The organism is Streptomyces sp. Pv4-95, assembly GCF_045782725.1.
Classification (GTDB): domain Bacteria; phylum Actinomycetota; class Actinomycetes; order Streptomycetales; family Streptomycetaceae; genus Streptomyces.
The window spans coordinates 4,222,161-4,244,017 of sequence record NZ_CP127172.1; the positions used below are offsets into that span (position 1 = coordinate 4,222,161).

A 21,857-nucleotide genomic window follows, 5' to 3' on the forward strand; every position below is an offset into this window, starting at 1 on the left:
GATGTCCCAGAAGTCGGGGCCCAGAGGAAGGAGCCCAGCGGCGCGGAGCCAGTGGCGCGGAGCCCAGCGGCCCGGAGCCCGAGGGGCTGCGAGCCGATGCCTGAGGCCCTGAGGCCCTGAGGGCCTGCGGGTCCTGAGGGCCTGCGGGTCCTGAGGGCCTGCGGGTCCTGCTCTGTTCGTCGGTGACGGGGCTGTCGGGTGGGCGGTGGTGGAGCTCTGGCTGCAATGTCGGTGCGACCCGGGCCCGTGGATGTCTGTGCGACCCGGGCCCGTGACTCTGGGCCTCTCCGTGGCAGTGGGGGCACGGTGACCGCCCTGTAACCACAGCGACTCGGTGGCCCCTGTGTGATGACGGCGCTCCCGGCGATACTCATGGGGTGAGCGACCACACCGACTACGACACCATCGTGCTGGCCGGAGGTGCGGCCCGTCGGCTCGGCGGGGCGGACAAACCCGCCTTGTCCGTCGGCGGCCGCCCCCTGCTGGACCGCGTGCTCGCGGCCTGCCCGGATGCCGCGGTGACGGTCGTTGTCGGCCCCCGGCGTCCGACCAGCCGCGAGGTTCGCCGCGCGTTGGAGGATCCACCCGGTGGCGGCCCGCTCGCCGCGCTGGATGCAGGTCTGCGGCAGACCTCCGCTCCTACGGTCCTTGTCCTCTCGGCCGACCTGCCCTTTCTGACGGCGGCGACCGTACGTGACCTGCTGGCCGCAGCGACGCAGTCGGCCCCTGAAGCCGCAACGGCCGGCTACGCCACGCCCAGCCCCGATGCCCCTGAGGGGAACACCACCCCTCGCCCCGACGCCTCCGAGGAGAACGCGACCCCTCGCCCCGACGCTCCCCGCCCCGGCGGCCCAGGCAGTACGGTCCCGTCCCCCGACGGGGCGCTTCTGCGGGACAGGGCGGGGCGGGATCAGCCGTTGGTGGCGGCTTATCGGGTGGAGCCGTTGCGCCGGGAGCTGGAGCGGTTGCGTGCCGCGCACGGGGGCCTGGCCGGGCTGCCGCTGCGTGCGCTGACGTCCCGATTGACGCTCGAACGCGTCCCGGATGCCACGTCCACGGCATCCTTCGACTGCGACACCTGGGAAGACATCAGCGCTGCACGCGCCCGGATCAGGGAGCATGGAAACGTGTTGGACGAATGGATCACCGCAGTCAAGGCCGAGCTGGGCATCGAACTCGATGTCGATACGCCGGTACTCCTCGATCTCGCACGGGACGCGGCACACGGGGTGGCCCGCCCCGCCGCTCCGCTGACGACGTTTCTGATCGGCTACGCGGCGGGCCAACAGGGCCGTGACGTGGCGGAACTGTCCGCCAAGGCTGTCGCGCTGGCCAACCGGTGGGCCGCGGAGGGCACCGGTAGCGACCGGGCGGACGGGCCCACCGGCGCCACCAGCCCCACCGGCAACGAAGCAAAGGCCGACAAGCACCCGGACAACGCAAAGAAGACCGCCCCATGACCGACGGGGACTTCGACGCCGCGCTCGCCGACGCGCTCGCGCTGGCCAACGGTCGCGGAGCGGCGCGGGTACGTCCTGCGGCCCCCCGGGCGCCGTACGAGAACAACGGCTCTGCCAAGGGCAGCGAGTCCGGCACCTTCGACGTGTGCGAGGCCCTCTGGGGGCCCGCCTCCGGAAGCGCTTCAGCCTCTCGTCGCTCTTCCGCCTCCCGCCCCGGCGCCGACGATGGCGATGGCGATGCCCGGGGCTCAGCCCGATCCGCCGCCGACGTGCCCTCCCCCGGCAATCGCCAGGACCATGACGGCCGCTCCCAGGACCCCGGCAGTTCCCGCGGCCCCAGCGGCCACCGTGGCCCCAGCGCTCCCCGCGACCCCGCGGACGCCCGAGAGACCCCACCCCCCGGTCAGACCCCACCCCCCGGTCAGAACCCTCACCCCGGCCAGGCTCACCGCCCCACTCAGGACGACCCCGCAGCCGCCGATCACCACACTCCGGCCCCCGGCGCGCACCGTTCGGATGCCCCTGCCGCCCCGTGGGGGACGGCCCGTGAGATCGCCGCGCGTGCCGCTGTAGGGCCGCTCGCCCCCGAGACGTCGTCGCTCGGGGAGGCGCTCGGCCGGACGCTGGCTGCGCCCCTCGCCGCGCTCACCGATCTGCCGTCCTTCGACACCTCGGCCATGGACGGCTGGGCGGTGTCCGGCCCAGGCCCCTGGCGTCTCGACCGCCCGGCGGACGACCGGACCACGGACAGGACCACGGACGGGGCAACCGCCAGGACCACCGCCAGGACCACCGCCGGGACCAGCGACAAGAACACCCACAGGACCACCGACAAGACCACCGACCGCGCAAAGGGCCGGTCCACGAGCAGCCCCCTCGCACCGGACGAGGCCGACCTCACCGAACAGGCGGAGGACGATCCCGTCGACCGCGACGCCCCCGCTCCGGCCGGCTCACACCCCGGCATCCTGGCCGGGCACGCCCCCGTCGGCATGCTCCCCGACGGCCATGCGATCCGGATCGCCACCGGCGCGCGGGTGCCCGGCAACGCGACCGCCGTTCTGCGCAGCGAGCACTGCGAGGTACGGGGCCTCGGTGACGGCCGGGCGCGGCTGTTCGCCACCCGGCCCCCGTCGCCCGGCCAGGACATCCGGCCTCGCGGCCAGGAGTGCCGCCGCGGCGACCAACTCCTGCCCGCCGGCGCCCTGGTGACCCCGGCCGTCCTCGGCCTGGCCGCTGCGGCCGGCTACGACGAGCTGACCACCTATCCCCGCCCCCGCGTCGAAGTCCTCATCCTGGGCGACGAGTTGCTGCAACACGGACTGCCGCAGGAGGGCCGGATCCGCGACGCGCTCGGGCCGATGCTCGCGCCGTGGCTGCGTGCGCTGGGCGCCGAGGCGGCCGCGCCCCGCCACCTCGCGGACGACGCCGACACGTTGTACGCGGCCATCGCCGGATCCACCGCCGACGTGATCATCACCACCGGCGGCACCGCGTCGGGGCCCGTCGACCATGTCCATCCCACCCTGCGCCGCCTGGGCGCAGAGGTGCTGGTGGACGGGGTGGCGGTACGTCCCGGGCATCCCATGCTGCTCGCCCGGATCACCCCGCACCGCCACCTCGTCGGCCTCCCGGGCAACCCGCTCGCCGCCGTCTCGGGACTGCTCACCCTCGCCGAGCCGCTGCTGCGAACCCTCGCCGCCCGCCGCCCGGCCACGGCCTACCCCACCCCGCTGGCCGGAGCCGTCTACGGGCATCCGCACGACACCCGGCTCGTCCCGGTGGCCTACCGGGACGACGAGCAGCACGGCGTGATGGCGGCGCCACTGCACTACAACGGGCCCGCCATGCTGCGTGGGATCGCCGCCGCCGACGCCCTCGCCGTGATCCCGGCAGGCGGCGCGGACCGCGGTGACGAGGTGGAGTTGCTGGACCTGCCCTGGTCGGCCGGTGGCGCGGGAGGCTGGGCCACACCGGACACGGCGTACGGCCCCGCCGGTGCCTCCGATTCGTCCGCCCCGTGGCCGCCGTCCGGGGCGCACTCCGCAGGCTCCCCGTTCCCCACGCCCCCCGCCGGAGGAACCGCGTGAAGCTCCCGTCCCAGGACGCCGCCGCGCGCGAGATCCCCGATGATCACTCGCGCCGGGTGATATTGCCGCGCCGCACTCCCATGGCGCCGTTGCGCCAGGTCTTTCGCCGCCTGCTGATGGCGCTCGCCGTCCTCGTCGCGACGGTCTTCATCGTCTGGGTGGACCGCGACGACTACCACGACAACGCCAACGGCAGCGTCGACCTCCTCGACTGCGTCTACTACGCGACCGTCACCCTCTCGACCACCGGCTACGGCGACATCGTCCCCTACGGCGACACCGCGCGACTGCTGAACATCCTGCTCATCACGCCCCTGCGGGTGCTGTTCCTGATCATCCTGGTCGGGACCACACTGGAGGTGCTGACCGAACGCACCCGCGAGCAGTGGCAACTGAAACGCTGGAGAAACGCCTTGCGCGACCACACCGTCATCGTCGGCTTCGGGACCAAGGGCCGCAGTGCCGCCCAGACCCTCTGCGCCACGGGCTTGAGCCGCGACCGCATCGTCATCGTCGACCCGAGCGCCAAGGTGATCGACGCGGCGGTGGCCGACGGCTTCGCGGGCGTGGTCGGCGACGCGACGCGCAGCGATGTCCTGGTGCGGGCCGAGATCCAGCGCGCCCGGCAGGTCGTCATCGCCACCCAGCGCGACGACACCGCGGTGCTGGTGTCGTTGACCGCGCGTCAGCTGAACAAGAAGGCCAATATCGTCGCCGCGGTGCGCGAGGAGGAGAACGCCCCGCTGCTGCGGCAGTCCGGCGCCGACTCGGTGATCACCTCCGCCAGCGCGGCCGGCCGGCTGCTGGGGCTCTCGGTGCTCAGCCCCAGCGCGGGCACGGTCATGGAGGATCTGATCCAGCAGGGCAGCGGCCTGGACCTGGTGGAGCGGCCGGTGGTGAAGTCCGAGGTCGGCAAGTCCGTCCGGGACACCGAGGATCTGGTCGTGTCCGTCCTGCGCGGCCACCGCCTCCTCGGTTATGACGACCCGGCGGCCAGTCCGTTGCAGACGGCGGACCGGCTGATCACGATCGTCCGGGCGGCCTCGACGGAGGAACAGGCCCTCCCGGGCCGGCAGTCCGGCCGCCCGCACGGGCCGACGCCCGGCAGCGGTGTCTCCCCGATGCGCCGGGCGGGCGAGTAACGGCAGGGACGTGACGCGGGCCGGCGCACCGGGATCGGGCCGGCACCCGGGCGGACGAGTGGCCGCCCGGCGCCGCCGCGTCCGTCATCCTCGTTACGGCGCCCGGCAGTTGGCCCCGTGACCCGTCGGCGCTTGTTGCCACGCGGCCTCGTCGGCGGTCACCGGCATCTCCGCTCCGGTGACGGTTGCCGCCCCCGCCCCGTCGCCCCATGGGCGGACGGCGAGTAGCCTCGCGCCCATGCGAGCGATCACTATCCCCGAGCCCGGTGGCCCCGAAGCACTTGTGTGGGCGGACGTGCCCGATCCGCAGCCCGCCGACGGTGAGGTGCTGGTCGAGGTCGTGGCCAGCGCGGTGAACCGCGCCGACCTGCTCCAGCGTCAGGGCTTCTACGACCCACCGCCCGGCTCCTCCCTGTACCCCGGTCTGGAGTGCGCCGGCCGGATCGCGGAGGTCGGCCCCGGCGTCAGCGGATGGGCCGTGGGCGACGAGGTGTGCGCGCTGCTGTCGGGTGGCGGCTACGCCGAGAAGGTCGCCGTGCCCGCCGGGCAGGTCCTGCCGGTGCCGCCGGGCATCGACCTGGTCCAGGCCGCCGCGCTGCCGGAGGTGGCGTGCACGGTCTGGTCCAACGTCTTCATGATCGCGCACCTGCGGCCCGGCGAAACGCTTCTGGTGCACGGCGGCGCCAGCGGTATCGGCACGATGGCGATCCAGCTGGCGAAGGCGGTCGGTGCGCGCGTGGCGGTCACCGCCGGCGGTCCGGAGAAGCTGGCGCGCTGCGCGGAGCTGGGCGCGGACATCCTCATCGACTACCGCGAGCAGGACTTCGTCCAGGAGATCCGCAAGGCCACCGACGGCAAGGGCGCGGACGTCATCCTCGACATCATCGGCGCCAAGTACCTGCAGAAGAACGTCAAGGCGCTCGCGGTGAGCGGGCGACTGGCGATCATCGGCATGCAGGGCGGGGTGAAGGCGGAGCTGAATCTCGCGGCCCTGTTGTCCAAGCGTGCCGCGATCACCGCCACCGGGCTGCGTGCCCGCCCGCTGAACGAGAAGGCGGCCATCGTCGCCGCGGTGCGCGAACACGTCTGGCCACTGATCGGCAACGGCCAGGTCCGGCCGATCGTGGACCGCACGATTCCGATGGCGGACGCCGCCGAGGCGCACCGTGTGGTGGACGCGAGCACACATGTCGGCAAGGTCGTGCTGACGGTCTGACGCGGCCGGCCGCGAAGGGGGCGGGTCCACGGGCCCGTCCCGGCCCGTCCCGGCCCGCGCGGCCCCCTCCGCGACGGGATCCGGCAGGCGGCGCCGGCCGGCAGGACGCCGTTACGCCGGTTGGCCCAGCTCATGAGCCCCGGCCCGCCTCCTCGCTCGAACGACCTGCCCGAGATGCCGGAAATCTTGAGAGATGTGACGCTGGACACGTCACTCGACGGCTCGGTACGGAGGGGGCAATGGTCGTGGCTCCACGGTTCCGTTCGCGCATCGCCACCAGCCTTCTGGTGGTCGCTGCGGTCCTCCCGCTTCACGTGGCGGCAACCACCGCGACAGCCGTCGACCAGCAGAGAACACCGGTCGACCGTCCCCCGCACCTCGGTCATCCGCAAGATCCGCCCGACAGCGTTCCGGCGGATCTTCCGCTGGCCGGCAGCCGTGCAGGAGCGGGACGGGGGCATCCCGGCCGCCCGGGGGCACCGATGGGGTTCGCGGATGACTGGGACCCGGTCGCGGACGTGCCGGACCTCCCTGAGCTACCGGATCTGCTCCCCGCTCTCCCGGAGCCGCCGTCCCACCTCCCGAGTGCACCGCACCACCCCTCCCCGCCGCCGACGGATGCCGCCTCCCCGCCGGAGTCCACGCAGGAGCCGCGGGACGAGGGCCGTGAGGCCCCCGAGGTGGAGAGCCCGAAGCCGTCCGAGCCGTCCGACGCGCAGATCCCCCCGGCCCCCGCAGAGCCCTCACCAGCACCGTCGCCGCCGGCCACCTCGCCGGCGCCGAAGAAGGCCGCTCCGGCGAAGCCTCCGCGCCGTCCCGAGGCCCGGGAACGGTTCGTGGCACCGGGGGCGCCGCGGCAGACGCCCGGGGCGCCCGAGGGGCGGGCCGACACCACGCAGGAAGGTCTCGAAGCGGGCCCGGCGGCCGAGGGCAGTCCGTACACCTTCGAAGCGCCGGAAGCGCGGGTCGAACGCGTCCTTCCGATGGGCACCGGCCTTGCTCTCACCGGCCTCGGCCTCGCCTTTCTCGGCCTTCGGCTGCGCCGCCGCTGACCGCTGCCGTTTCACGTGAAACAGCGCGGCCCCACGACGTGCGCGGGCCGATCCGATGGGGTCCTCGCACCTCTCCGGCGAGTCGGCCGCCGCGCGCCCCGACCGGGGTTTCGTACGGGCGTACAAGGATCGCGCGTACAACGACTTCGCTCCGACGCGGTGGATCACCCTCCCCTGGGGGCACCACGTTTCTTGAGGACCGATACGAGAGAATGGCGGCATGGATATGCCGATGAACGAACGGTCGCAGGATAGCCCGCACGTCCTGGTTGTCGGCCCGGATGGCATGGCGCTGGGTAGCGCCGGCTCCGGTGGCTCCGGTAGCGGGGACGAGGGCGACGAGAGTCGCGAGGTGCCGGTGACGGAGATGGTCGAGCAGCCTGCGAAGGTCATGCGTATCGGCAGCATGATCAAACAGTTGCTGGAAGAGGTGAAGTCCGCCCCGCTGGACGAGGCGAGCCGTGTCCGGCTCAAGGACATCCACGCCACCTCGCTCAAGGAGCTGGAGGACGGGCTGGCGCCCGAGTTGGTGGAGGAGCTGGAGCGGCTCTCCCTGCCCTTCACCGAGGACTCGGTGCCCACGGAGGCGGAACTGCGCATTGCCCAGGCCCAGTTGGTGGGCTGGCTCGAGGGCCTTTTCCACGGAATCCAGACCGCGCTGTTCGCCCAGCAGATGGCGGCCCGCGCCCAACTCGAATCGATGCGCCGTGCGCTCCCGCCCGGTGCCGGACCGCTCGAAGGCGATGAGGAGCACCCCGCCCACGGCGGCGCCCGCTCCGGCCCGTACCTCTGAGGACTGACGGTCGGACCGACCGCTTGTCGCCCGTGAGGACCGAAGGAGCGGCGCGAACGAGGAAGCGGAACACGGAAGGGGCCGGCACGCACTGCGTGCCGGCCCCTTCCGTGCTCGTCCGGGCCCTGAGGGCTCCGTCGAATCAGCCGCGCATCAGCCGCTACGGCCGGTCGAGATGGTGAGCTCGATGGTGTCGTTGCTGCTCGGGTACCACCAGCTGATGGCCGCGGGGGTCTGATCCGTGACGGTGTTCTTGCCCCAGATCGAGCTGTCCTCTTCCTTCACGATCTTGTAGTTCCAGCCGGCCGCCCTGATGCACTCCTTCACCGAGTCCAGGTTCTTGAAGCGGAAGGACGGGACAAGGATCTTGCCCTTGTCGCTGTAGCTCTTGGTGGGGCTGGTGCACTCGGACGACAGGATCGTCGCGGTCTTGTCCTCCGGCCGCACGCTCGCGCTGGGCGAGGGCGTGTAGGAGTACGGCGTGTAGGTCGACGTCGGGGTGTCGTCGGTGCCCTCGGTGCCGCTGGAGCCGGCGCTCAGGCCGATGCCGATCGCGATCGCGGTGACCACGACCACGCCGACGATCGCCGAGACGACGATCACCGGGGTGTTGTTCTTCCGCCCGCCCGGGCCGCCGCCCGCCGGCATCGAGGCCGTCACGGGAGCCTGGTTGTACGGCGGCGGAGCCTGGAAACCGCCGCCGTGGAACGGCGCGGGAGTCGGCGCCGGCGTCGGATAGGCGTTGTTCGGCGGCGGCGGAGGCGTCGAGGGCCCGAAGGCGGCCTGCGTCGGCTGATACGGCTGCTGCACGCTCGGCGGCGCCGGCGTGTGCGGGTTGCCGCTCGCTGCGGGGAACACCGCGGAGGAGACCGACGAGCCGCTGGTGCGCGCCCGCGGGCCCTCGCTGATGATCAGCGGGGTCGCGCCGGACTGCGCGGATCCGGCGATGCGCAGACACTCGTCGCGCATCGCCTCGGCGGTCGGGAACCGCTCGTTGGGGTTCTTCTTCAGCGCCCGCGCCACCAGGGCGTCCACCGCCGGGGGCACCGAGCGGTTGATGCTCGACGGGACCGGGGGCTCCTCCTGCACATGCGCGTAGGCGATGGCCAGCGGGGAGTCGGCGTCGAACGGCAGCTGCCCGGTCAGCAGCTCGAAGAGCATGATGCCGACGGAGTACAGGTCGGAGCGGGCGTCCACGCCGCGGCCCAGCGCCTGCTCGGGCGAGAGGTACTGCGGAGTGCCGACGACCATGCCGGTCTGCGTCATGGACGTCACGCCGGACTGCATGGCGCGGGCGATGCCGAAGTCCATGACCTTGACGACATTGCGCTTGGTCATCATGACGTTGCCGGGCTTGATGTCCCGGTGGACCAGGCCCATCTCATGGCTCGCCTCCAGGGCGGCGAGCACATCGGCGGTGATCTTCAACGCCTTTTCCGTCGGCATCGCGCCGTGCCGGGCGACATCGGCGTCGAGTTCCGAGCGCAGCGGCTGCCCGGAGACGTACTCCATGATGATGTACGGCACCATGCCGCCGTCGAGCTCGTCCTCACCGGAGTCGAAGACCGAGACGATATTGGTGTGCGTGAGCTTTGCCACCGACTGTGCTTCGCGGCGGAAGCGTTCGCGAAATGCCTGTTCCCGGCCGAGCTCGGTGTGCAGGGTCTTGATCGCGACCTCGCGGTCCAGCACGCTGTCGTATGCGAGGTGCACGGAAGCCATTCCGCCCGCGCCGAGAAGATCACGAAGCTGGTAGCGTCCGCCGCCGACCGAACGGCCCTCGAATTGGCCTTGAGCGCCGTCCTGGCTCATCGTTTTGCTTCCCCCTAGGCGCACTACCCGCACGTATCGCGATCAAATTCTGGAATTCCGCAGCCAAGTCTGCCCCAGGCCCCCGACACGTCAAGCCGTGTGCCCGTTCCGTGACCAGATGTGCAAGATCCCGTCACGGCAGTGAGACGTTTTGGGGCTCTTCATACCCCTGGTGAACTTGCGACACCGGGTGCCCGGAAGGTTTGATGGCCGGTCCACTTCGGACCGGCGGGTGTCGCGGAGCCTGTAGCGTGCTCTAGCGAAGACCGAGACCTTACCGCTCTCACGCGGACCGAATCGACGGCGAGGACCGATGGCACCGACGCAGAGCCCCCAGGGCCCGTCCGATCCTGACGCCACCGGCTCCAATATCCCCGACGCACCGGAGATGTGGGGCAACGGCGGGCTGGTCGGCGACGGCCGCTACCGGCTCACGCACCGGCTCGGCCGGGGTGGCATGGCGGAGGTGTTCGCGGCCGAGGACGTGCGGCTGGGCCGCACCGTCGCCGTGAAGCTGCTGCGCGCCGACCTCGCCGAGGACCCGGTGTCCAAGGCCCGCTTCACGCGGGAGGCGCAGTCCGTCGCCGGCCTGAACCACCACGCGGTCGTCGCGGTCTACGACTCCGGCGAGGACTACGTCGGCGGCAACACCGTGCCGTACATCGTGATGGAGCTGGTCGAGGGCCGCACCATCCGCGATCTGCTGCTCAACGCCGACGCCCCGCCGCCGGACCAGGCGCTGATCATCGTCTCCGGTGTGCTGGAGGCGCTGGCCTACAGCCACCAGCACGGCATCGTGCACCGTGACATCAAGCCCGCGAACGTCATCATCACGCACAGCGGCGCGGTCAAGGTGATGGACTTCGGCATCGCCCGTGCCCTGCACGGCGCGGCGTCCACGATGACGCAGACCGGCATGGTCATGGGCACCCCTCAGTACCTCTCGCCGGAGCAGGCGCTCGGCAAGACCGTCGACACCCGCTCCGACCTCTACGCCACCGGCTGCCTGCTGTACGAGCTGCTCGCACTGCGGCCGCCGTTCACCGGCGAGACCCCGCTTTCGGTCGTCTACCAGCATGTTCAGGACATGCCGGTGCCGCCGTCCGAGGTCGCCGAGGCGGTGCCGCCGGAGCTTGACGGCCTGGTCATGCGGTCGCTGGCGAAGGACCCGGACGACCGTTTCCAGTCCGCGGAGGAGATGCGCGGGCTGGTGCAGTACTCCCTGCAGATGCTCCACGAGCAGGGCGGGCACACCGGCACCTGGAACACCGGTCCGGTCTCCATGCACGAGGGTGGCAGCACCCCGGCCATGGGCACCGCCGCCACCACCGCGCTGCCGCACCCCGATTCGGGGTCCACGGCGGCGAACCCGATCCTGCCGCCCGGTATGCGGGCGGACGACGGCGGTTTCGAGGGCGGGCACCGGCCCGGCAAGGGCGGTCGCGGCAAGATCTGGCTGATCGCGGCGCTCGCGGTGATCGCGATCGCGGTCGGTGTCGCCTTCGCGCTGCAGAACGCCAACAGCGGCAACACCGGTCCGGACACCACCAAGTCGCCTTCGCCGAGCCAGTCGAAGGAGGACAAGACCTCCGAGCCGCCCACGGAGGAGCCGTCCACGCCGCAGACCGAGCCCGGCGGTACGGGTGGCGGCTCCGGCACGTTCACCGAGCCGCCGAGCACGCCGCCCACCACCCCCTCGACGTCCTCGCCGCCCACCTCGGAGCCTCCGACGTCCACACCGCCCACGTCCGTGCCGCCCACCGACGACGCCGACGGCGGCACCTCGGACGGCGGGACCTCGGACGGCGGGACGACGGACGGCGGCACCTCCAGCGGCACCGACTCCGGCACCACCAGCGGGACGGACAGCGGCTCGACCACCGGCGTCGACGGCGGCCCGCTCGGTACCAGCGGCTGACGAAGGGCCGGCAGGGCGGGGACACCCGTCGGCCGACAGCAGGAACGACATGGCGGGCCGGGCTCCGGATCATCGGAGCCCGGCCCGTTTCGTGTGCCACGGCCGCGGCGGGCGCGCGGTACACAGCCGCGCGCAGCTGCTGGAGGCCCGGTTGCGCCGACGCCGGTTCAGCCGGTGAACGCGTCCTGGACCCGGGTGTACTCGCGGGTCCACCACACCGCCAGCGCGGCCGCCGCCGGGAACTGCGGATCGGTGCGGCGGTCGCCCAGGCGGTAGCGCCAGGTCAGCATCCAGAAGTCGTTCAGCCGCTCCCACCACACCCGGTGCACGGCCGCGGCGAGTTCGCCGGGCCCGGCCCCGCAGGCGCCGCGGTAGGCCCCCGCGTACGCCGCGACCTTGGCCAGGTCCAGGGTGCCGCAGGGGCGGACGAAGAAGATCGCGGCGGCACGTACCGCCTCCTCGGCGCGCGGCTGGACCCCGAGCCGGTCCCAGTCGACGATCGCGGCCGGCTCGCCGCCGCGGTAGAGCACGTTCAGGGGGTGGAAGTCGCCGTGCACCCAGCCCGCCGCGGGCTGCGAGCCCGGCGCGGGGCGGCGGTGGGCCTGTCGTTCCAGCAGCGACCTGCGCTCCAGCAGCCGGTGCTCGGCGAGCTCGTCGAAGCTGGTGCGCGGGCGGGCCCGGCGGGCCAGGGCCAGCAGGTCGTCGATCATCTCGAAGGTCCGCGCGGGGTCGGCGGCGGCCTCCGCGTACGGCGGGCGGGGTGGGTGCGGGGCGTCAGCCATCACCTGTTCCAGGGCGGTGTGCACCAGGCCGAGCAGCGCGCCGAGCCGGCGGGACCGGTCGCCGGTGAGCGCGGCGCCGCCGAGGTGTCCGCCTTCGATCCAGGGGTGCAGGGCGTAGCAGCGGCCGTCCAGCACGGTGACGGTCCGGCCGTCCATGTCGGCGACCGGTGGCGCGACCGGGAGGCCGAGGGCGCCGAGTCTGCGGGTGGCCCGGTGCTGGCGGCTGAGGGCGCCGAGGTCTCCGTCGAGGTGGTGCTTGAGGAAGTAGCGCCCGTGGGTGGTGGCGAGGAAGTAGCCGTGGTTGAGCAGGCCCTCGGCGACGGGTTCGCACGACAGCGGCTCTTGGGCGCCGGGGTAGCGGCGCAGCAGGGATCCGAGGGTGTGCCCGTCGGGCGTGGCAGCCGTCCGGGCTACAGATGAGCGCAGCACGCGCCAGATGTTAGATCAACTACATGCCGCGAAGTGGGCTTACCGGAATGCGTTACGCAGAGTGCGCATATCGGGAGGAGGGGCCGTCCGAGAGGCGGTGCACCGTCACGAACCGCGGCGCGATGCGCAGATACACCGGATCGTAGGGCTCACCGTCCGCCAGCAGCGGGGACTGCCCGAAGAGGGCGCGCTCGCCGGTGCCGGGATCGTGCACCCGGGCGGTGCCGGTGACCTGTACGGACCAGGTGTCGCACGCGTCGCTGTGGGCGTTGTCGGCCTGGTACGCGACCACGCTGCCGTCCAGCGCCCGGTGGTAGCCGTGGCCGCGGTGCAGCCGCACGGTCAGCCGCCCGTCGAGGACGAGATGCCGGGTGACGGCGGTGAAAGGCAGCGCCCGGCGGCTCGCCGAGACCCGTCCGTAGGCGGTCCGGCCGAGCAGCTCGATGGCGTACATGTCGTCGGTGGGCATCTCCTCAGACTGCACGGCCGGCCGGACCGGCAACAGGGACGGCAGCCCCGAGAAGAGGGGACCTTGGTCCCGAACGGCCGAGGCCGCCGGGCATTCGCGATGTCGAAAAGCTGCGGCACCGGCGCGGCCGTTTCATCTGTTCCCGGCCTGGTCAGCGCCTTTCCGCCTGCATTCGCGCGACATACGCGGCGGCTTGCGAACGGCGTTCCATACCGAGTTTGGCGAGCAGGCCGGAGACGTAATTCTTGATTGTTTTCTCGGCGAGATGGAGTCGTTCGCCGATGGCCCGGTTCGTCAGTCCCTCCCCGATCAGGTCGAGGATCCTGCGCTCCTGGTCGGTGAGGTTCGCGAGGCGGTCATCGCCCTTGGGGCCGTCGCCGTCGCGCAGCCGCTCCAGCACCCGGGCGGTCGCCACCGGGTCCAGCAGGGACTTCCCGGCCGCCACGTCGCGGATCGCGGAGAGCAGCTCGTTACCCCGAATGGCCTTGAGGACATACCCGGACGCACCGGCCATGATCGCGTCGAAGAGCGCCTCGTCGTCCGCATATGACGTGAGCATCAGGCATTTGATCTCATCGTTCTGCGAACGGATCTCCCGGCAGACCTCGACGCCGCTGCCGTCGGGCAGGCGGACGTCGAGAACGGCGACGTCCGGATGGGTCGCAGGGATCCTGACCTGGGCATCTGCGGCGGTGCCTGCCTCCCCGACCACCTCGATGTCCGCTTCGGCGGACAACATTTCGTGCAGGCCGCGCCGGACCACTTCGTGGTCATCGAGCAGGAATACAGTGATTTTTCCGTCTTCGTGCACGGCCTCAGTCTCACACACCAACCCTTCCCGTGCTCCAGGTCACCGATATAACGTGCCGTTGTCCCGGCGGCCTGCAACGCTGTGACCAGGAGTTGTTCCCAGCCCCCGCGATTTACTTGGAAATCCAAGCAAAATCGCAGGTCAGCGCCGTTTCCACTTAGGCTTTGACAATGGGTAACGTGCAATGAGCAGGCCACTGTCCGGGACGCTTTGTTCCACCCGGATCCGGCCGCGTTCGCACACACCCCGTGCGCCGTATCGGATACCGGGTGAGCCGCAATACGGCCACCGGCGGACCCCGGGGGCCGGACAGACGGAGGAGCAGCACGTGACCGTGGAAGGCACTGCCCAGCGGAAAACCACCCGCGCCGGCAGCAAGCGCACCACCGCCAAAAAGGCGTCGCCGGCCAAGAAGGCCGCGACCGCCAAGGGCGCGGAAACCGGCCCTGCGGACCGGCGCGACCAGGCGGAGCAGGATCAGCTCGTACAACTGCTGACCCCGGAGGGCAAGCGGGTCGAGCACCCCGAATACGCGATCGACCTTTCCCCCGAAGAACTGCGCGGTCTCTACCGCGACATGGTGCTGACGAGGAAATTCGACGCCGAGGCGACGACTCTCCAGCGTCAGGGCGAGCTGGGCCTGTGGGCCTCGCTGCTGGGCCAGGAAGCCGCACAGATCGGCTCCGGCCGCGCGCTGCACGACGACGACTACGTCTTCCCGACCTACCGCGAACACGGTGTGGCGTGGTGCCGTGGCGTCGACCCGACGAACCTGCTGGGCATGTTCCGCGGGGTCAACCACGGCGGCTGGGACCCCAACAGCAACAACTTCCACCTCTACACCATCGTCATCGGCTCGCAGACGCTGCACGCGACCGGCTACGCGATGGGCGTGCAGAAGGACGGCGCGGACTCCGCGGTCATCGCGTACTTCGGTGACGGCGCCTCCAGCCAGGGCGATGTCGCCGAGTCCTTCACCTTCTCCGCGGTCTACAACGCCCCGGTCGTCTTCTTCTGCCAGAACAACCAGTGGGCGATCTCCGAGCCCACCGAGCGGCAGACCCGCGTCCCGCTCTACCAGCGTGCCCGCGGCTACGGCTTCCCGGGCGTCCGGGTCGACGGCAACGACGTGCTGGCCTGTCTGGCGGTGACCAAGGCGGCGCTGGAGCGCGCCCGCACCGGCCAGGGCCCGACGCTGGTCGAGGCGTTCACGTACCGCATGGGCGCGCACACCACCTCCGACGACCCGACGAAGTACCGGGCCGACGAGGAGACGCTGGCCTGGGAGGCCAAGGACCCGATCCAGCGGCTGCGGACGTACCTGGAGGCGGAGGGCTTCGTCGACGACGCCTACCTCGCCTCCATCGACGAGGAGAGCGAGGCCCTGGGCAAGCGGGTCCGCGACGTCGTCCGGGCGATGCCCGACCCGGACACCATGGCGATCTTCGAGAACGTCTATGCCGACGGGCACGCGCTCGTCGATGAGGAGCGCGCGCAGTTCGCCGCGTACCAGGCGTCCTTCGCCGACGCCGATGCCGCCGCGGAGGGGAACTGACCATGGCAGTCTTCGAGAAGATCACCATCGCCAAGGCGATCAACGAATCGCTGCGGACGTCCATGGCGGCCGACAGCAAGGTCCTCGTCATGGGTGAGGACGTCGGCAAGCTCGGCGGCGTCTTCCGGGTCACCGACGGGCTGCAGAAGGACTTCGGCGAGGACCGGGTGATCGACACCCCGCTCGCCGAGTCCGGCATCGTCGGCACCGCGATCGGCATGGCCCTGCGTGGTTACCGCCCCGTCGTGGAGATCCAGTTCGACGGCTTCGTCTTCCCCGCCTACGACCAGATCGTCACCCAGCTCGCGAAGATGCACGCGCGGGCGCTGGGCAAGGTCAAGGTGCCCGTCGTCATCCGCATCCCCTACGCGGGCGGCATCGGCGCGGTCGAGCACCACTCGGAATCCCCCGAGGCGCTGTTCGCGCACGTCGCGGGCCTCAAGTGCGTCTCCCCCTCGAACGCCTCGGATGCCTACTGGATGCTCCAGCAGGCCATCGCGGGCGACGACCCGGTCATCTACTTCGAGCCCAAGCGCCGCTACCACGACAAGTCGCGGCTGGACACCGAGGCGATCCCCGACCCGCTGCACGCGGCACGCGTCGCACAGGCCGGATCGGACCTCACGCTGGCCGCCTACGGCCCGATGGTGAAGGTCTGCCTCGATGTCGCCAAGGTCGCGGCGGAGGAGGGCAAGTCGGTCGAGGTCGTCGACCTGCGCTCGCTCTCCCCGATCGACTTCGACACCGTCCAGGCGTCGGTCGAGAAGACCGGCCGGCTGGTCGTGGTCCACGAGGCCCCGGTCTTCCTCGGTACGGGCGCGGAGATCGCCGCCCGGATCACGGAGCGCTGCTTCTACCACCTGGAGGCCCCGGTCCTGCGGGTCGGCGGGTTCCACGCTCCGTATCCGCCCTCCCGGTTGGAGGACGAGTACCTGCCGGGACTTGACCGGGTGCTCGACGCCGTTGACCGCGCGTTGGCGTACTGAAGGGCTTGAGGAGAGTCGTGACCATGACCGCAACTGATCAGCGCTTCCGTGAGTTCAAGATGCCCGACGTGGGCGAGGGGCTCACCGAGGCGGAGATCCTCAAGTGGTACGTCCAGCCGGGCGACACCGTCACCGACGGCCAGGTCGTCTGTGAGGTCGAGACCGCCAAGGCCGCCGTCGAACTGCCCATCCCCTTCGACGGGGTGGTGCACGAGCTGAACTTCGGCGAGGGCGTCACCGTCGACGTCGGCACCGTCATCATCTCGGTGGACACCGACCCGGGCGCCGGGCCCGCGGCACCGCCGCAGGCCCAGCAGGCGCCGGCCCCGCCGGCCGCCGGTGCCGCCGATGACGACGCGGAGCCGCAGGGCAGGCAGGCGGTGCTCGTCGGCTACGGCGCCGCGCCGTCCTCGACCAAGCGCCGGGCCCGCAAGCCGCAGCCGGGGGTGCCGGCCCAGTCGGAGCCGGTGACCGCGGGGCTTCAGGCGGAGATGAACGGGCGGGCGGCGCCCGCTCCGGCGGCGGCCGCCCCGGCCCCTGCCGTCCCGCAGGCGCCCGCGGCGCCCGCCGGCCGGCCGCTGGCCAAGCCGCCGGTGCGCAAGCTCGCCAAGGACCTCGGCATCGATCTGACCGCCGTGATCCCGACCGGCCCCGAGGGGATCATCACCCGCGAGGACGTGCACGCCGCCGCCGCACCGGCGCCGGCTCCTTCGGTGGCCACGCCGTCCGCCACCGAGGCGCCCGCTCCGGACACCGCCGGCGCGGTCGGCACCGTCGATGCGGCCGCCCGTGAGCGTCGCGTGCCGGTGAAGGGTGTCCGTAAGGCCACCGCGCAGGCGATGGTGGCCAGTGCTTTCACGGCGCCGCATGTCACGGAGTTCGTCACCGTTGATGTGACGCGCACGATGAAGCTGGTCCAGGAGCTCAAGCAGGATCCGGACATGGCGGGGCTGCGGGTCAATCCGCTGCTGCTGGTCGCCAAGGCTTTCCTTGTCGCGATCAGGCGGCATCCGGAGGTCAACGCGTCCTGGGACGAGGCCCGTCAGGAGATCGTCTTCAAGGATTACGTCAATCTCGGGATCGCGGCGGCCACTCCGCGCGGGCTGATCGTGCCGAACATCAAGGACGCGGGCGTCAAGACGCTGCCGCAGCTCGCGGAGGAGCTGGGTGAGTTGGTGGCGACGGCCCGGGAGGGCAAGACGTCTCCGGCGGCGATGGCCGGCGGCACGGTGACGATCACCAATGTCGGTGTCTTCGGTGTCGACACGGGCACGCCGATCCTCAATCCGGGGGAGTCGGCGATTCTCGCCTTCGGTGCGGTCAAGCTGCAGCCGTGGGTGCACAAGGGCAAGGTGAAGCCGCGTCAGGTGACCACTCTGGCGCTGTCCTTCGACCACCGTCTGATCGACGGCGAGCTGGGCTCCAAGCTCCTCGCCGACATCGCGGCGGTGCTGGAACACCCCAAGCGGCTGATCACCTGGGGCTGATGGCCCCGGGATGAGCACCCGCGTACCGGTGGCCCGCTTGCCGTGTGCAGGCGGGCCACCGGTGTGTTCGAGTGCGGGACCGGCGCGCGAGGGGCGCGCGCCCGTCCTTCGGGCGGCGGCGCGACCGCCGCCCCGGGGCGGCTCAGCCCCGGATGAGTTCCACCGCGCGGCTGAAGTGCGCCACCGGGCCGGTCGGGCCGGTGCGTTCGCCGGGCGCGGCGCCGCGCGCGATGGCGGCACCCGCCCACAGCGCCGCGACGATCAGGGCCACCACGACGGTGTTCCGGGTGCGGCGGCCGGCGGTCGTCCTGGGCTGCATGCTCAACTCCCCTTGGGTGACGAAGCCTTTCCGGCTCCGTGCCTCCATTCAGCCACGCGATCCGGGCCGTTGCGTACGCGTCAGGTACGGACTCGCATCAGACTTGAGTCTGACCCGTCCTCCCCCTTGCGGCAGAGGCGACCCTCGGGGCGGGCGCCGATGGGTGGGCCCTTCCTGGAGCCGGAGGCGCACGACGACGGTATCCGGCAGGTGCCGGCGGGCGCCGCCGGCTGCCGGGACGGCCGCTGACCGTCGGTGTGGCCGCCGGCTGCCCGGTGGGTCGAGAGGGCGCACGAGCGCCCGGCTCTGCCGCCGTCCATGGCCCGGACTGTCCGCATCGCGGAATGTTCCACCGCACGCATACCTGTTGTATCTATCCTGTGCGCATGTCCTCCGCCCCGACCCGCACCGCCGCCAGGGAATCCGCCCCCGCCGACCGGCCCGCCAAGCAGGCCACCAAAGCGCCGCCCGCCGCCGAGCGGGTCTACGCGCACATCAAGGACGCCGTCCTGGAGCGCCGCTACGAGGGCGGCATGCTGCTCACCGAGGGTGAGCTGGCCGAGGCCGTGGGCGTCTCGCGCACGCCGGTGCGCGAGGCCCTGCTGCGGCTGGAGGTCGAGGGGCTGATCAAGCTCTACCCGAAGAAGGGCGCGCTGGTGCTGCCGGTCTCCGCGCAGGAGATCGCCGACGTCGTCGAGACCCGGCTGCTGGTGGAGAAGCACGCGGCGGCCAAGGCGGTGCCCGCGGGCGAGGCGCTGATCGACGAGCTCACCGAGCTGCTGGAGACGATGCGGCAGCAGGTCGAGTCCGGGGATCTGGCCGCCGTGTCCGTCACGGACCGGGCCTTCCACGCCGCCATCGTGCGCAACGCGGGCAACCAGATCCTGGACCGGCTCTACGAGCAGCTGCGCGACCGGCAGCTGCGGATGGGGGTCGCAGTGATGCACGCGCACCCCGACCGGATCGCCAAGAACCTCGCCGAGCACGCGGAGATCCTCGATGCGCTGCGGGCCGGCGATCCGGACGCCGCGACCGACGCCGTGCACCGGCACGTCAGCTGGGTCCGCAACCTCGCGCAGGGGGACGTGCGATGAGCGGCAGCACACCGGCGGGCGGCGCCTCGGCGCGCCTGCTGCCCTCGGACCCGCCCGGCGGCCGCCGGGCCATGGCCGTCTGGGGCATCGGCGTCGCCGTCTACTTCGTCGCGATCACCTACCGTACGAGCCTCGGCGTCGCCGGGCTGGACGCTGCCGAGCGCTTCCACATCAACGCCTCCGCGCTGTCCACCTTCTCCATCCTGCAACTGCTCGTGTACGCGGGGATGCAGATACCCGTCGGCCTGATGGTCGACCGGCTCGGGCCCAAGAAGGTGCTGACCCTCGGGGTCGTGCTCTACACGCTCGGCCAGTTCGGCTTCGCGCTCTCCGAGTCCTACGCCATGGCGCTCGGCTCCCGGGCGCTGCTCGGCTGCGGTGACGCCATGACGTTCATCAGCGTGCTGCGGCTGGGCTCCCGGTGGTTCCCGGCGCGCCGCGGGCCGATGATCGCGCAGATCGCCGCACTCGTCGGCATGGCGGGGAACCTGATCTCCACGCTCGTGCTCGCCCGGTTCCTGCACAGCTTCGGCTGGACCCCGACCTTCGCTGCCAGCGCGGTGGGCGGTCTGGTGGTCCTGGCGTTGCTGCTGCTCTTCCTCAAGGACCACCCCAAGGGCTACGAGCCGCCCCCGGCGCCCGCCGAGCACACCGGCCCCGCGTTCGTGCGGCGGCAGATCACGGAGGCCTGGCGGGAGCCCGGTACCCGGCTCGGGATGTGGGTCCACTTCACCACCCAGTTCCCCGCGATGGTCTTCCTGCTCCTGTGGGGGCTGCCGTTCCTGGTCGAGGCGCAGGGCCTGTCCCGCGGCACCGCGGGGGAGCTGCTCACCCTGGTGGTGCTGTCCAACATGGCCGTCGGGCTGATCTTCGGCCAGGTCATCGCCCGCCACCACGCCGCACGTATGCCGCTGGCCCTCGGTACCGTCGGCGCCACCGCGCTGATGTGGGGGATCACGCTGGCCTGGCCGACCGCGCATGCGCCCATGGGCCTGCTGGTCACGCTGTGTGTCGTGCTGGGCGCCTGCGGCCCCGCCTCGATGATCGGCTTCGACTTCGCCCGGCCCGCGAACACGCCGGAGCGGCAGGGCACCGCCTCCGGCATCGTCAACATGGGCGGATTCACCGCCTCGATGACGACCCTGCTGGCCGTGGGTGTGCTCCTCGACGCGACCGGCGACAACTACCGGATCGCCTTCCTCTCCCTCTTCGTCCTGGAAGCGCTCGGCGTCTCGCAGATTCTGCGGCTGCGTCGGCGCGCGGCGCGGCGTGAGCGGGAGCGGCTGGTGGTCAGCCGGGTCGAGGCGGTACACGTTCCCGCGTGACGGCTCCTGGCCGGTGGGGGCGGTGGCCCGCCGCGGGTGCTGCCGGCGTTTCACGTGAAACCCGACGACCCGGCGGGGCCCCGCCCCGAGCCTCGGGGCGCGCGCTCTCGCATGCTCACATCGGCCGCGGAGCGCCCGCCCTGAGGCTCTCCGCTACGGCGTGACGGCGAAGTTGTCCAGGACCGCCGCGGCCAGCGCGTGGTCGCCGTCGATCTTGATCTGCTCGGCCACGGTCGCCGGGCGGGTCCGGCCGCAGGCCAGCCGGACAAAGGTCTCCCAGTCCAGCGCGAGCGTCACGGTCGGGCCGAGCGAGACGCTGCCGTCGATCGTGCCCTTGCCCTCGGCGTCGACCCGGACCGTCCGCATGAACTCCATCGGGCCGCTGACGTCGAAGACCACCGCCGAGTCGGCGGGTGCCTGGGCCCGCTTGGCGACGATCACCGGCAGTGCCTTCATCAGGTGATCGCGCGTCACATGGGCGCCGGGGGAGTCGAGGTTGCCGGGCTTGTCGAGCACCCGCCGCAGGTCCTGCTCATGCACCCAGACGTCGAAAGCCCGCTGCTGGAGCACGAATTCCAGGGTGCGTTCCTCGCCGAGCGGGCTGCGCGTCATGGCGTCCGGCTCGCGGGATTCGTTGCGCAGCTGCCGGGAGCGGCGGATGACGGTGTACTCCAGCTCGCTGAGCATCTCCGGCGCGGTGTGGTGCCGCCGGACGTCGACCTGCACCTCCATGCGGCGGGCGAACTCGCTGCGCACGTGGTAGAGATCGCGCGGCAGGGTGTGGATCGGCCGGGGGTCGCCGAGCATCTCGCATTCCACGCCGATGACGTGCGAGACGACATCGCGGACGGACCACCCCGGGAGGTCTGTCGCCCAGCTCCATTCGCCTTCGACGAGCGGTGTCACCAGCTCGGCTATCGCTTCTATGGAGTGTGTCCAGGCATCGATGGCGGTTTGCAGGCTGGGATGGACGGTCACGGGACCCCTCGGACGGTTCGTACGCGGGCTGCTGTCTGTGCAGTTAAGTTACGCTGCGCACGGGCACCCCGGCAGTGCTTTCGGGTGACCATCGTAGGCTGATATTTGACGGCGGACCGGTTCGAAAGCTTAGGCGGTG

At 71.6% G+C, this 21,857-nt stretch carries 18 protein-coding genes; 12 read left to right on the forward strand and 6 right to left on the reverse strand.

What is annotated here, in order from left to right:
* The first annotated feature begins 377 nt into the window (after nt 1-377).
* From QOM21_RS18520 to QOM21_RS18545, 6 genes are all read left to right on the forward strand, one after another.
* Nucleotides 378-1,460, forward strand: a complete 1,083-nt coding sequence (locus QOM21_RS18520; protein WP_407551497.1) for an NTP transferase domain-containing protein — start codon at nt 378-380, stop codon at nt 1,458-1,460.
* On the forward strand, nt 1,457-3,550 hold the full coding sequence (locus tag QOM21_RS18525; protein WP_407551499.1) for a molybdopterin-binding protein: 2,094 nt from the start codon (nt 1,457-1,459) through the stop codon (nt 3,548-3,550). The genes QOM21_RS18520 and QOM21_RS18525 overlap by 4 nt, the downstream gene beginning before the upstream one ends.
* A complete protein-coding gene (locus QOM21_RS18530; RefSeq protein ID WP_407551501.1) occupies nt 3,547-4,692 on the forward strand; it encodes a potassium channel family protein in 1,146 nt (381 codons plus the stop codon). Before QOM21_RS18525 ends, QOM21_RS18530 begins: the two co-directional genes overlap by 4 nt.
* Before the next feature lie 238 nt (nt 4,693-4,930).
* Nucleotides 4,931-5,908 (forward strand): NAD(P)H-quinone oxidoreductase, encoded by a 978-nt coding sequence (locus QOM21_RS18535; RefSeq protein ID WP_407551503.1) that lies wholly within the window; start codon nt 4,931-4,933, stop codon nt 5,906-5,908.
* A 482-nt stretch (nt 5,909-6,390) separates the two neighbouring features.
* Entirely contained in the window at nt 6,391-6,960 is a 570-nt protein-coding gene (locus QOM21_RS18540) for a hypothetical protein (protein WP_407551505.1), read from the forward strand.
* A 220-nt stretch (nt 6,961-7,180) separates the two neighbouring features.
* Nucleotides 7,181-7,753: a bacterial proteasome activator family protein gene (locus tag QOM21_RS18545; RefSeq protein WP_407551507.1), complete on the forward strand. Its 573-nt coding sequence runs from the start codon at nt 7,181-7,183 to the stop codon at nt 7,751-7,753.
* Nucleotides 7,754-7,906: 153 nt separating this feature from the next.
* Here QOM21_RS18545 and QOM21_RS18550 read toward each other — a convergent pair whose 3' ends face one another.
* Entirely contained in the window at nt 7,907-9,565 is a 1,659-nt protein-coding gene (locus QOM21_RS18550) for a protein kinase domain-containing protein (RefSeq protein ID WP_407551509.1), read from the reverse strand.
* A 313-nt stretch (nt 9,566-9,878) separates the two neighbouring features.
* Here QOM21_RS18550 and QOM21_RS18555 point away from each other — a divergent pair, with 313 nt between their 5' ends.
* The gene (locus QOM21_RS18555; protein ID WP_407551510.1) at nt 9,879-11,483 is read left to right on the forward strand and encodes a protein kinase domain-containing protein; all 1,605 of its coding nucleotides are present in this window, start codon (nt 9,879-9,881) and stop codon (nt 11,481-11,483) included.
* A gap of 167 nt (nt 11,484-11,650) precedes the next feature.
* On the opposite strand, the gene QOM21_RS18560 is transcribed toward QOM21_RS18555, so the two are convergent.
* The 3 genes from QOM21_RS18560 to QOM21_RS18570 all read right to left on the reverse strand — a co-directional run bounded on the left by QOM21_RS18560 (nt 11,651) and on the right by QOM21_RS18570 (nt 13,974).
* A complete protein-coding gene (locus tag QOM21_RS18560) occupies nt 11,651-12,694 on the reverse strand; it encodes a phosphotransferase (RefSeq protein WP_407551512.1) in 1,044 nt (347 codons plus the stop codon).
* 52 nt (nt 12,695-12,746) lie between these two features.
* Nucleotides 12,747-13,163: a pyridoxamine 5'-phosphate oxidase family protein gene (locus QOM21_RS18565; RefSeq protein WP_407551514.1), complete on the reverse strand. Its 417-nt coding sequence runs from the start codon at nt 13,161-13,163 to the stop codon at nt 12,747-12,749.
* Nucleotides 13,164-13,314: 151 nt separating this feature from the next.
* Complete coding sequence (locus QOM21_RS18570; RefSeq protein WP_407551516.1) at nt 13,315-13,974, reverse strand: response regulator; 660 nt, start codon at nt 13,972-13,974, stop codon at nt 13,315-13,317.
* 328 nt (nt 13,975-14,302) lie between these two features.
* Here QOM21_RS18570 and pdhA point away from each other — a divergent pair, with 328 nt between their 5' ends.
* From pdhA to QOM21_RS18585, 3 genes are read left to right on the forward strand one after another with little or no spacing between them, the layout of a single operon-like run.
* Complete coding sequence (gene pdhA, locus QOM21_RS18575; RefSeq protein WP_407551518.1) at nt 14,303-15,529, forward strand: pyruvate dehydrogenase (acetyl-transferring) E1 component subunit alpha; 1,227 nt, start codon at nt 14,303-14,305, stop codon at nt 15,527-15,529.
* A 2-nt stretch (nt 15,530-15,531) separates the two neighbouring features.
* Nucleotides 15,532-16,515: an alpha-ketoacid dehydrogenase subunit beta gene (locus tag QOM21_RS18580; protein ID WP_407551520.1), complete on the forward strand. Its 984-nt coding sequence runs from the start codon at nt 15,532-15,534 to the stop codon at nt 16,513-16,515.
* Between the two features lie 23 nt (nt 16,516-16,538).
* The gene (locus QOM21_RS18585) at nt 16,539-18,002 is read left to right on the forward strand and encodes a dihydrolipoamide acetyltransferase family protein (protein ID WP_407551522.1); all 1,464 of its coding nucleotides are present in this window, start codon (nt 16,539-16,541) and stop codon (nt 18,000-18,002) included.
* Between the two features lie 142 nt (nt 18,003-18,144).
* Here QOM21_RS18585 and QOM21_RS18590 read toward each other — a convergent pair whose 3' ends face one another.
* A complete protein-coding gene (locus tag QOM21_RS18590) occupies nt 18,145-18,321 on the reverse strand; it encodes a hypothetical protein (RefSeq protein ID WP_393893109.1) in 177 nt (58 codons plus the stop codon).
* 386 nt (nt 18,322-18,707) lie between these two features.
* On the opposite strand from QOM21_RS18590, the gene QOM21_RS18595 reads away from it, so the two are divergent.
* Both QOM21_RS18595 and QOM21_RS18600 read left to right on the forward strand, forming a co-directional pair.
* Nucleotides 18,708-19,415 carry a GntR family transcriptional regulator gene (locus QOM21_RS18595; protein WP_407551524.1) on the forward strand — a complete coding sequence of 236 codons (708 nt, stop codon included), beginning with the start codon at nt 18,708-18,710 and terminating at the stop codon, nt 19,413-19,415.
* Nucleotides 19,412-20,740, forward strand: coding sequence for a nitrate/nitrite transporter (locus QOM21_RS18600; RefSeq protein WP_407551526.1), 1,329 nt, complete (start codon nt 19,412-19,414; stop codon nt 20,738-20,740). The genes QOM21_RS18595 and QOM21_RS18600 overlap by 4 nt, the downstream gene beginning before the upstream one ends.
* A gap of 153 nt (nt 20,741-20,893) precedes the next feature.
* On the opposite strand, the gene QOM21_RS18605 is transcribed toward QOM21_RS18600, so the two are convergent.
* Nucleotides 20,894-21,718 (reverse strand): maleylpyruvate isomerase family mycothiol-dependent enzyme, encoded by an 825-nt coding sequence (locus tag QOM21_RS18605; protein WP_407551528.1) that lies wholly within the window; start codon nt 21,716-21,718, stop codon nt 20,894-20,896.
* Nucleotides 21,719-21,857 lie beyond the last annotated feature (139 nt).